Consider the following 11,699-nt stretch of genomic DNA (forward strand, 5'->3'; position numbering starts at 1 on the left):
CTCCTTATGTCATCTTAAGTGCGTTACTTTGCAATACATTAAAATAATTTGAAATTTCCTGTTTAGTTTCTCCTGATTCAATCCCTTCATATAATTTCAGTGCACTATCCCAATCTTCTAAATACCAATGTAGTTGTATTAATAAGGATTTTATATGATCATTGGATGAATTAATAAAACTATACATATTTTCGTTAACAAAAGATAATTGCAAAGAATCTTTTATTTTTTTAGCCCTAACTCTAATATCAAACGATAATAAGATTGCTCTATAATAATTTACATCTGAACAATTTGGATGTACATACTCCAGCAAAGATACAAATTCATTCAACTTTTGAAAACGATCTGTTTGACAACAAATTTTACATAATAATAAAATGGTTTCTGACTGATATCTTTTATAATTACTTGTTTCATACAATTTCATAGTCGTTAGAAGAATTGAATAAACTTTTTCGATTCCTTTTTTCGCTTGATACAACTCCCGTGCATAAAAATATGACCATTTAGGGTTAGACGGTTCTAACTCTAGCATTTTCTCTGTTAACCGGATATTTCTTGCATTTTTCTTTACTTGATCTACAAATTGAGGGTCATAACCATCATGATGTACCATAATGTCTACAGTGATATTCTCAGGTACATTACCATTATATGCAATAGGCTCTTCATGAACTTTTCCTGTAAAAAGTAAATTTTCTGTTAAAGAAAACATCTTTCTATTATCAGTATATATATGCCCATCATGTTCACCAATCATGGGACTAATGACACACCTAATATCCAAAAATTTAATCAGTTTGGCAATTCTTTTGATTTTACCTCGATTATCAGAGTCATACCAATTATCTGCATCTATAAAATAAATCCACTCCGATGTCGCAAGCTCAATAAGTTTATTTCGATGATGAGAAAAGTCATCAATCCAAGATTCAAAAAATATTTTCACTGTTGAAAAGTTTTCTTTAATAACTTTCACAGTATTATCAGTTGAATAAGAATCCAACACAATCACTTCAGTAAATTCTCCCCTTACACTTTCTAGACACCGTTTAATAGAGTATTCTTCATTATATGTTAAAATCCCGCATGTAATAGAAGGACAGTCTATATTATCATATTGAAATATCAAATCCTCTAAAATGTTATTATCTGAAATGTGTATATTAAAATTACCATAAGATTCCATATTTTTGATTAACTGTAAATCTTCTGACAGCGATGATTTACGATCAAATTTTTGTAATTTACTTAATAAGTCTTTCAAATTCACTACAACTTCAACTCCTAAAATTAATACCTGTTATTTCTTCTGATGATGAATCACAAATTCTTTTAATTCTTTCTTGGAGTGAAAACCTTCTAACCGTTCTACCTCTTTTCCATTTTGGTAATATAATAGAGTGGGTGATTTTTGAAGTTTTTGTTCCTCAAAGAAACTTCGATCTATATTCCCTTCTTCATCTGCATTCATTGCAATAAGATTTATCTTCCCTTCGGTTATTACCTCGTTAATTGAGGGCTTCATTTCTTGACAAACGCCACAAGTAGTTTTGTAAACATAAATCATAAAGTCTTCATTCGATTGAATTTTTGATTTGTATTGTTGAAGGCTAATATTAGTATAATTTGGTCTTTTAAGATTTTTAGAGTTAAAAACAAAAATAAGTATAGCAATCGCTATAACAGATATTAATATAGACAATATTGATTTTTTCATATTTTAATCTCCTCCATACGATGGGATTCTTCACCTTCCTTGACTTCAATTATCGTATTTTCTCTAAAAATAAACTTCCTATCGAAATTAGTTATAACATCGGGATTGTGTGTAATAAAAATTACTATGCAATCCTTTTTCATTAAATTATTATATATATTTGCAAAACCATCTAAATCCACATTGCTAATTGATTCATCTAATATAAGAACACTAGGATTTTGAAGAAGGGCCCTAGCCAAAGATAATCTTTGTTTTTGTCCAGTAGATAAATTTGAAGCCCTCTCATTTATATGGAAATCAAATCCATTTGATAGGGATATAATAGACTCATAAATTTCAGCTTCTTTACAAGCTTTAATTATTTTGTCCATACTAAAATTCTTACCCATGCAAAGGTTTTCTTGTATCGTACCTTTAAACAAGAAAGAATTTTCATCCAAGTAAACGACTTCATTTCTCAAAAAGTTGTTATTCAACTCATTAATATCTATACCATTCATACAAACTTTAGAGTCCCCAATATTATAAAACTTAACCAGTATTTTAGATAATGTGCTTTTCCCTGTACCACTTGCTCCTACAAACAATACCTTTTCATTACGATATATTTTCAAATTGACATTTTTTATAATATCTTGAGAATCACAAAAACTATACGATAAATCATCTATTTGTATTTCGGTAACAGTAGATAATTTTTTTTCAACAGTTTGTTTTGTCTCAGGGTAATCCAAAATGTCAAAGAAGCGATTACCTGCAACTAGTGCTTTTTGTAAGTCAGATTGTATGCCAATTAACCCATCCAAAGAACTCAACATAAATAGTACTAGTGAATTAATAAATAACAAATCTCCTATTGTTATAGAATCTGCAATAATCTGCTGTGCCCCAATCCATAAAATGAAAATAGATGCTGAACTTTGAATTATTTTTTTGAAAATATTATTTTTATTCACCAAATTTTGTTCTTGAAGTGTAGTTTCTAATTGCTGATTAAATTTTTTCTCAAAAGAATCGAAAAAATATTTCTTTTTATTTAAAGAATATATAGTCGGCATATTTTTGATAAATTGGACTAAAAATGAATTAGTGTTCGCTCTCTTTTGCATCATATCTCTATTACGTTTCTCCATCATGTCATAAAACATAATAGATAAAGAAACTAGCATTAATAAAGGAACTAAGGTTGTGAGAAACAACATACTGTTCATCTTATATAGGGCAATCCCTACACCTAAAATGATTGTTAAGTCTAATACAGCTGAAATAGCCGTTGTACCAATAATATGTCTAATATGTACCGCATCATTAAAACGTGAAATAATCTCGCCATCATCCCTATTTTCAAAAAACCTTATTGGTAATTTAGTTAATTTTTTAAAATATTCTTCAGATATTATCCTATCTATCTTGTTTGAAACTTTGATAATTAAAAACGTTCGCATATAATCAATTACATTTCGCAACAAATTAATGCCCAAAAACATCAAGCTTAATATCATTAGATGGTATTCTAAATTTTTGGGAATAATATGGTCAATTACTAATTTAAAAAAGAAAGAGTTGATTACAGTAGCGAGTAGAAACAGTATAGATAAAACAAATACTACTCCTATGAGAAAAACATTCCTCTTAAGTATTATTTTAAAAAAGTCTCTCCTATAATCTTGATTATTAACTCTACATTGGCTAACCTGAATTGGCTCAATTAGTAATAGGATTCCAGTAAAATTTTTTTTAAATTCTTGAATTAGTAGTTTAGATAACTTTTTGCTATTAGGATCACTAACTATCAATTTATTCTTATCTTTTTTATAAACGACAACATAATGTCCTTCATTATCATTCGTTACATGTGCGATAAAAGGAGTAGTTATGTTTTCTAAAACTGTTTCCAGCCTTTCTACATCAACTTGCATAGGCTTACATGCAAAACTCTCAAAGTTTCTAAATAACATTACCAAATCTTTCAAAGTATACCCCTGTTTAACACTAGTCAGGTCTGTTAAATAATTGATACCGTAATTAAATCCGTAAAACTTCAATACTGATGAAACGCATGCTAGACCACAGTCATACTTTCCATGTTGTTTAGTATGTATGTATTTCATCATACCTCTTCCTTTAATATTATATTTGATAAAAACTAAAAGAATTTCGTTATATAACGAAATTCTTTTAGCTTTTTTACATATAAGAAAATTTTTTACGCAATTTTCTTAACAATACTTTTTAAAATATTCACAATTAGCTTGGGTACTTCCACAACCCCATCTATCGCTAGCAGTACTTACACATAATGACCAGAAATATGCACATTGTGCGGCACTTATTCCACTACCACCGGAAGCACCATCACCATGGACCGCTTCCGTACCGCCTTCATAATTTTCTAACTCTTCAATTTGTAACTCTTTCATCAATGCTTTCATTATGTACTCTCCTTTTTGTTTTTAATATTTAAATTAAGAGATTTAATTGTATCATGACGACCCAATAGTAATGATATCAAAATTGGCTACCGACAAGGATACTTTTAGACAAAAAATAACTTTGTCGTACTATAGGCTCTGATATAATAAAATACGGATTACATACATAGATGAAGGAGCTGTTGAAATGGAGCAACTATTAAATCAAGCTAAAACATTACTGCATCAAAATGAAGAAATATTGTCTTTTACAAGTTGTTCATTAGAGATATTTATATACCGAACAGTTTCAAGACCAGGGATGTTAATTCTTACGAACAAAAGACTCTTTTTCTATGGCCCAGATTTTGCGGGCAATTCTTTATTTGAAGAATATTCGTTTGATAATATCTCATCGTTAAAAGTAGAGAAAAATATTTTTGGCCACAAAATTTTATTTAGATATGGTAATGAGTGGGTTAAAATAAAGCATATTCAAAGCGAAAATCCAAAGATATTTGTGCAAAAAATTAGAGAAAAGCTACAGGGATAGATAGGTTCTGTTGCAAAGTTTAAAAAGCAGAAACAGATATTGATACATAAGGGGAACCATTTAGGCAGTGACTAATAATTTGTATAATTCTTTGTACGTTGAAAAACCGAAGTTTGGTCGTGAAGTGACCCCAAAAAGTTAGACATATTGTTTTATTAGGCAGCCCCTGTGGTATGTGTTCGGTATTGCACCGGGCTCATACCTTTTAATTTTGCCTTAATTCGTTTGTGATTATAATATTCTACATAACTTAGCCAACTCTTGTATAAAATGTTCTACACTTTCAAATTCTTGTAGGTAAAGAAGTTCAGATTTCATGATGCCAAAGAAATTCTCAATCACTGCGTTGTCGTAACAATTCCCTTTTCGTGACATGCTTTGTCTAATGCCATGTTTTGTAAGGAAACAACGGTATTTATCCATTTGATAATGCCAACCTTGATCAGATGGATAAGGGGCCTATCGGCCTCTGCTAAACGTTCCAAAGCTTGATTTAACATGTTGGAAACCAGTGAATAGGTTGGTTTGGAAGAGATGGTATACGTTATAATTTCTCCATTAAATAAATCCAACATGGGTGACATATATAACTTTTCTCCAAGTATTTTAAACTCTGTGATATCCGTAGCCCATTTTTCATTTGGTTTTTCCGCTTGAAAATTACGATCTAAAATATTAGAAGCAACCTTGCCAACATTTCCTTTATAAGAGCGATATTTTTTCACACGAACGAGACAGGATAAGCCCAACTCTTTCATGATACGTTGTACCTTTTTATGATTGATCTGATACCCACGATTCATAAGCTCATCACGAATACGTCGGTAACCATAACGTCCTTTATGTTCATTATAAATGGTTTGAATGAGTGTTTTTAATTCGGCATCTTTGTCAGGGACATTCCATTTTTTTACCCAGTAGTAATATGTACTACGTGGAATGCAGGCAAATTTTAATACTGTCTGTATGGGAAATTCAGCCCTTAATTCAAAAATTACTTTTACTTTGTCTTGTTTTGTAATTGTTCCTTGTTTTGAACTAAGGCATTCAACTTTTTTAAATATGCATTCTCCATTCGTAAGCGCTCTACTTCTACTTGTAATTCTTCGATTGATCCTTTAATAGGTGTTGTAGATTTTTTCGTTTTCTTCATCATGTTTAAACGTCCCTCTTTCTTTGATATAAGGGCGTCTGTTCCTTGTGATGCGAATTGTCTTCTCCATTTACGAATTAAACCAGATGAAGGAATATTAAAAATTGCCGCTGCTTCATCCGATGACGTCCCTTGGTCATTCATATAGTTCAGTACGTCTAGTTTAAACTGTGCAGAGTAACTTGCATAGGACTTTATAAACGCTTCTACACCATTATGCTTGTATTGTATGACCCAAGTTCGTATCGTAGATACGGATGCACCTATGGATGCACTTATTGCATCATAACCCACAACTCCTTCTAAATAGGATTGAACAGCAGCTATTTTTTCCTCCGCAGTAAATTTGGTCATAAAAAAACACCTCCAATTGTTAGTTAGTGTCCAACAATTGGGGTGCAGTTCAGTCGCAAACTTCGGTTTCGTTTATATATAGAGCATGAATCGTTTCGATTACTTTCAAGGTACGTGAAGCATGGCGAAGACTTTGAAATCCTGCGGATTTAACAAAACGTCGCTTGATATGTCTATGATCTTGTTCGATGAGGTTATTTAGATACTTAACGGTGCAATGTTTCATATACAGATAAAAACCGTTATATTTCAGTTTTTTGAACGTACAAAGTAGGGTAGGAGCCTTGGGTTCTGTTGCAAAGTTTTCTAAGTGAAATTAAAATGTAAGAAAAATGATTCGAGGAGTATGATGCATGAAATATTTTAAAGGAAAACAGTTCAAGAAAGATATTATTTTGGTAGCCGTCGGCTATTATTGCCGTTTTTCTTTAAGCTATCGTGATGTATCTGAACTCCTGAGAGAACGTGGAATTTCCGTGCATCCAACAACAATCATGCGTTGGGTGCATGAATATGGCAATCTGATCTATCAAATTTGGAAAAAGAAAAACAAAGCCGCAGACCGTGCCTGGCATATTGATGAAACGTATATCAAAGTTAAAGGGAAATGGTGCTATTTATATCGTGCCATTGATAGCGATGGATATACACTAGACTTTCAACTTCGAAAAACACGTAATCATCAAGCCGCTTATGCCTTTATGAAGAGACTAGTCAAACATTTTGGAGAACCATCGGTTCTTACGACAGACAAGGCCCCAGCGTTACTTTGTGCATTCAAAAAATTACAAAAAGACGATTATTATCTCCATACCAGACACTGTACCATTAAACATCGTAATAATCTCATTGAACAAGATCATCGACATATCAAACGCCGATTTGTTAAATCTGCAGGATTTCAAACTCTTCGTCATGCTTCGCGTACCATCAAAGGAATCGAAACGATTCATGCTATATACAAACAAAAGAGAAGTCACATTCCAGACTTCTCTTTTTCGACGTACAAGGAATTACAGCAATTATTCAGAATTTCTTAAACGATAACTGTCTTTTGTAAACGGGTTTATGTTTTTTCAAACTTTGCAACAGAACCATATTTTGTTATCTCCTGTTGCAGAATCCTTATTATAAGGATTCCTTTTTGTATCAAGAATCTACAAAAAAAAGATAAGATTGGGGACACAATCTTATCTTTAGCACAAGGAGTAACCAAAAGGAATAACCATCATATTTTTATAATACTTCAATTTTTGTTAGTTTTAAATATTAAAACCATAATTGATAAGTATATCTATATTGAGAAATTTATTACAAAATTAGCTATAAATGATTCAAAAATCGAAAGTAAACTTTTATTTGCCTTTAAATACTTAATTATCGTCAACTTTATTTAATATATCTATCTCACATTCAAGTTCTTTTGTATCTATAGTGAACTACTCGCCACTTAGCAAAGCTTGGACGCTCTTTTGGTACGGTTGATATTTTACGCAGGAACCGAATGGCTTGGTTTTCGCACACTATTTTCTTCCTGCAGCCTCATATATCAAATTACCAAAGAACTTCATATAGCTAGTTTATCAAAAGTGTTTGGCTATGCCAAACCGAATTTCATCTCCCACCTACCGTTGGGCTAGCGCCCTTCACACGCTTGAGGAAGGAGAATTCTTTCGGTGGTAAAAAAGATACTATTTTCCTTTAAAATATCCCATGTATCATTCTCCTCATCTCATTTTTTCTAAAGTCTAGCTGAGTTTAGAAATCTTTGCAACGTCCCCCCTATTAGCTATATAATACACCATTAAAATTCCGGCTACATTCCAACCAATTAGTTAAATATGCTTTTATGTTAGGGTCATTAAATTTACTTACGCCAGCCAATATAGTATCTATTAGTCCTGGTATACTATATGGATTTTGCAAAGCAGCTTGTACTATCTGATTAGTGTAATTAGCTATTTCATTTGCTAGTCGCTGTGCTATACCGGGATTTGCACGTTCGATAGCATTTAAGTTTTGAATGTATTGCTGTGTATGTATTAAATAACTTTTTTGCTTTGTTGATAAATTTTGTTTTGAAACCGGGAGGAAAATTCCGAATGATAAGGAAGCATCTTTCACAGTACCGTCTTGGTACATCCCTAGAACATTAACACAAAAATTCCCTGGGGCTGGAGAACACATATTTATACTGTTATTTTGTGTTGAAGCCTTAGCAGGTGTTACTTGCGCTGAAGACATACTAGGTGCAAATATTGTTGCAGAAATACTTAAAGCTAAACCTAAACTTGTGTACTTGACATATTTTTTTAAAGACACGTTGTATCCGCTCCTTGTTGTTAGGATTTCTCTTACATCCAGTAAGAACAATTTAAATATAGTATATCTTCGGATGGTTGATAACAACAAAAAAGTCCGGTTCCGTTGCAAAGTTAGACAAATATAAAGAGGGCTATAGGTTTTGGATAGAATTTAAACAACCGCTATTAATTTTTGTAGTTCTTTGTACGCAGAAAAGACGAAGGGTTCTGTTGCAAAGGTTTCTAAATGAAATTAAAATGTAAGAAAAATGATTCGAGGAGCATGATGCATGAATATGGCAATTTGATTTATCAAATTTGGAAGAAGAAAAATAAATCAGCACATTTCGTATGGCATTTAGAGGAAACCTATATCAAAGTCAAGGGAGAGTGGCGTTATCTTTATCGTGCGATTGATCAAGAAGGATATCCCTTGGATATCCTTCTTCGTAAAACAAGAGGCCATCAAGCCGCCTATATGTTTATGAAAAGGTTAGTGAAAGCTTTTGGAGAACCAACGGCTCTCACAACAGACAAGGCTCCTGCCCTACTTTGTGCGTTCAAAAAACTGAAACATAACGCGGTTTTTATGTGCATACGAAACATTGCACCGTTAAGCATCTAAATAACCTCATCGAACAAGATCATAGACATATCAAGCGACGTTTTGTTAAATCCGCAGGATTTCAAAGTTTTCGCCATGCTTCACGTGCATTGAAAGAAATCGAGACGATTCATGCTATATATAAACGAAACCGAAGTTTGCGACCAAACTTCGGTTTTTCAACGTACAAGGAATTAAACAAATTATTAGTTACTGCCTAAATGATTCCCCTCATGTATCAATACCTGTTTCTGCTTTTTTAAACTTTGCAACAGAACCCTGTTTACCAAGTCTAATTAGTTTTCATACAATATCTTCTGTTTCCCCTGGTAAGGATAGGTTTTAATCTCATCTGTATATAAATTTTCATGAAATAAATGAATGGCTGTAATTTGTCTACAATCGTAGGTATGGTAATAATATGTACCGGACTCCATACACATTGCGCTTGTATAGAGGGTATACTCTAATATACCTTCTTCCGTTATCACTCCACCCTTAGGAACCTCGCAAGTTGATAAGATATGAAAAATGGCCGATACGCCCTCTTCTTCGTTATCTATACCTTGAATATTTTGTTTGCCATATGCTGCCCGCACGAACCTTGATGGTGGGGTGAAATCCCCAGGAAGTCCCATCGAACCTGAACCTTGTCCAAAAGCACTTCCCCACTGTGTTGGCGCAAATGGCTGCGATTTAAGACCAATATATTGTCTTAAATTTTGTAAATGCCAGTTAAACTCAGGACTATTGGTCATCACCCCCAGCGGATTGTCATACATTTTTATTCCTTCAGTTGTCGGCTCTATTACAATACATCCTCCCCATTTATCCGCTAAAATCCAATGTAGCGGTAGAGGAAGTCCTAAAACAGGTAATGGTACATTCAAAAAGGAAATACTATAAACAGATTTTTTTAACTCTTCAACAGAATTGAATTGTGTGAGACTCCAAGCCACAAAATCAAATGGAGCCAGATTAGTTTTATTGTAATCTATACTTTTACTATAAGTAGCGAATCCTGGGAAATAGAGTGCTGCACATGTCATACCTGATTCATTTACTCCGTCCGCCATAATGACTCTTCCTTGATGACTAATCCCCATTCCGACAACAGCTTGTTTCGCCTGGATGGTTTCACCTGTTATATTGTTCCATTGGTAACGTCGAGGAATTATTACTACTTCTTGATTGAAACCTAATATAAAATCCATCGTTCTTGCAAAAAGATGCTGACAGTTATTTGTCTGTAATGTCAAACTAGTACACATGAAGAACTCCTCCATTATATAGTTATATATTTTACAAAATCTTGATAAATCAGTAAAATAAAAAAGCACTTTACTTACTAAAAATATGGTTTCTAAGATTCTGTTGCAAAGTTTCTTAACATCAAATTAGATGAGAGATTTGTGACTAACTATTATACAATTATAAATAATTTTTATATAACAAAGCAAAAATAGCTTTATTTAGGTGCTTTTGTATGAGTATTTATTTCGTGTTTTTATGTTTTTACAATGATGATGCAAAGTGTTTATAATCCTTACGGTAGCCTTACTTTTTCATTATCAATTCTGCCGTTCATACTTCTTCACAAGTCGATAAAATGTAGTTTTTGCGATATCTGCTTGCTTCATAGCTTCTACGCCTGTTAGTTCACCTACCTTCCAAGCATTATAAGCAGTAATAAACTCAGCTGTTATTTTAGCTTCAGGTCTTCCCAAATGCCTTCCTTGCTTTTTAGCTAATTCAATTCCTTCTTTTTGTCGAGTTTTTATCTTTGTGCGCTCCTCTTCAGCCAGCCAAGAAAGGATTTGCAGTACAAGGTCTGTAATGAGGTTTCCCAGGTTATCTTGATATTTTGTTGTATTTTGTACATTTTCATTGATGTATATCCATCAACTTTCTTCTAATAAATCCTGAATAATTTTATTCATTCCACTTCTTCCAGCGGCCATCATGTGTTTGAGCGTAAAGTTATCCATTATCTCTTCAAGTTCTACCTCTAAATGTTCTAATGAAAATTCATCTGTACAGAAATCAAGTTCTACCTTACCCAGTGCTGCTATAAATGTGCTAATAATTACTACCTTCTCAAGCTTAGTTAGTTCCATCCTCTCGCCCCCTTATCTTTCCCCCATAAAAAACACCGATTAGGGTGTTTACTAATTTATATTCGGGTTTTTTGGTATTAAAAACCAAAAAATAGTAAATAATAGGGCTTGATAAAGAATGTACCATATGATTTGTACGTTAAATGGCGGGTAGTTCACAGCGGATTAAAGTTTAGATTTTTTAGAGAAGAACTTACTGAAGAATGATTTACTTCTCTCTTCGCTTTGCTGATGAACAAACTCTAACATTTCATTCATTTTTTCTTGCATGTCAGAGAGTTGTTCTTTCAATTCGTTTTTTCTTGTCTTTCCTTCAATTTCTCTTCGCGTTCATCTAAAAACATTTTTGTTATGCTCTGATTCTGTAAATGTATATCCTGTTGCTGTTCGATTAGCTGTTGTTGCTTTTCAAAAACAGCTTGAGTAACGAGTTGTTTTTCCTCGTTGTCTTTATGGATAACATTTAAGATTCTGTTGC

At 32.8% G+C, this 11,699-nt stretch carries 10 protein-coding genes and 5 pseudogenes; 3 read left to right on the plus strand and 12 right to left on the minus strand.

All coding sequences use genetic code 11. The annotated features are described in order from the left end of the window. Positions 1-4: 4 nt before the first annotated feature. The 4 genes from CDB3_RS29735 to sunA all read right to left on the minus strand — a co-directional run bounded on the left by CDB3_RS29735 (position 5) and on the right by sunA (position 4,158). Positions 5-1,276, minus strand: a complete 1,272-nt coding sequence (locus CDB3_RS29735; RefSeq protein WP_179139781.1) for a SunS family peptide S-glycosyltransferase — start codon at positions 1,274-1,276, stop codon at positions 5-7. 30 nt (positions 1,277-1,306) lie between these two features. After that, a complete protein-coding gene (locus CDB3_RS29740) occupies positions 1,307-1,723 on the minus strand; it encodes a thioredoxin family protein (protein ID WP_128856961.1) in 417 nt (138 codons plus the stop codon). Continuing rightward, positions 1,720-3,837: a peptidase domain-containing ABC transporter gene (locus CDB3_RS29745; protein ID WP_128856969.1), complete on the minus strand. Its 2,118-nt coding sequence runs from the start codon at positions 3,835-3,837 to the stop codon at positions 1,720-1,722. The genes CDB3_RS29740 and CDB3_RS29745 overlap by 4 nt, the downstream gene beginning before the upstream one ends. 108 nt (positions 3,838-3,945) lie before the next feature. After that, entirely contained in the window at positions 3,946-4,158 is a 213-nt protein-coding gene (sunA, locus tag CDB3_RS29750; RefSeq protein WP_128856962.1) for a sublancin family glycopeptide, read from the minus strand. A 187-nt stretch (positions 4,159-4,345) separates the two neighbouring features. Here sunA and CDB3_RS29755 point away from each other — a divergent pair, with 187 nt between their 5' ends. Then, positions 4,346-4,690, plus strand: a complete 345-nt coding sequence (locus CDB3_RS29755; protein WP_128856963.1) for a PH domain-containing protein — start codon at positions 4,346-4,348, stop codon at positions 4,688-4,690. A 155-nt stretch (positions 4,691-4,845) separates the two neighbouring features. Here the strand turns inward: CDB3_RS29755 and CDB3_RS29760 are convergent. Together CDB3_RS29760 and CDB3_RS29765 are read right to left on the minus strand one after the other, a co-directional pair. After that, positions 4,846-6,197 (minus strand): annotated as a pseudogene (locus CDB3_RS29760) (IS3 family transposase). Positions 6,198-6,273: 76 nt separating this feature from the next. Continuing rightward, positions 6,274-6,492: pseudogene (locus CDB3_RS29765) on the minus strand (DDE-type integrase/transposase/recombinase); the annotation flags it as partial. A gap of 58 nt (positions 6,493-6,550) precedes the next feature. On the opposite strand from CDB3_RS29765, the gene CDB3_RS29770 reads away from it, so the two are divergent. Beyond that, positions 6,551-7,237, plus strand: coding sequence for an IS6 family transposase (locus tag CDB3_RS29770; protein ID WP_128856964.1), 687 nt, complete (start codon positions 6,551-6,553; stop codon positions 7,235-7,237). 745 nt (positions 7,238-7,982) lie between these two features. Here the strand turns inward: CDB3_RS29770 and CDB3_RS29785 are convergent. Next, positions 7,983-8,519: a hypothetical protein gene (locus CDB3_RS29785; protein ID WP_128856965.1), complete on the minus strand. Its 537-nt coding sequence runs from the start codon at positions 8,517-8,519 to the stop codon at positions 7,983-7,985. Positions 8,520-8,786: 267 nt separating this feature from the next. On the opposite strand from CDB3_RS29785, the pseudogene CDB3_RS29790 reads away from it, so the two are divergent. Beyond that, positions 8,787-9,325, plus strand: a pseudogene (locus CDB3_RS29790) (IS6 family transposase); the annotation flags it as partial. Between the two features lie 75 nt (positions 9,326-9,400). Here the strand turns inward: CDB3_RS29790 and CDB3_RS29795 are convergent. From CDB3_RS29795 to CDB3_RS32765, 5 genes and pseudogenes are all read right to left on the minus strand, one after another. Next, positions 9,401-10,375 carry a choloylglycine hydrolase family protein gene (locus CDB3_RS29795; protein WP_128856966.1) on the minus strand — a complete coding sequence of 325 codons (975 nt, stop codon included), beginning with the start codon at positions 10,373-10,375 and terminating at the stop codon, positions 9,401-9,403. Between the two features lie 300 nt (positions 10,376-10,675). Further along, positions 10,676-10,978 (minus strand): annotated as a pseudogene (locus CDB3_RS29800) (recombinase family protein); the annotation flags it as partial. A gap of 27 nt (positions 10,979-11,005) precedes the next feature. Next, a complete protein-coding gene (locus tag CDB3_RS29805) occupies positions 11,006-11,221 on the minus strand; it encodes a hypothetical protein (RefSeq protein WP_128856967.1) in 216 nt (71 codons plus the stop codon). 165 nt (positions 11,222-11,386) lie between these two features. Further along, the gene (locus tag CDB3_RS32760; RefSeq protein ID WP_256869976.1) at positions 11,387-11,512 is read right to left on the minus strand and encodes a hypothetical protein; all 126 of its coding nucleotides are present in this window, start codon (positions 11,510-11,512) and stop codon (positions 11,387-11,389) included. Next, positions 11,509-11,699, minus strand: a pseudogene (locus CDB3_RS32765) (MerR family transcriptional regulator); the annotation flags it as partial. The pseudogene CDB3_RS32765 and the gene CDB3_RS32760, both read right to left, overlap by 4 nt.

It is taken from the genome of Bacillus sp. CDB3 (assembly GCF_002081505.1).
GTDB lineage: Bacteria > Bacillota > Bacilli > Bacillales > Bacillaceae_G > Bacillus_A > Bacillus_A cereus_AT.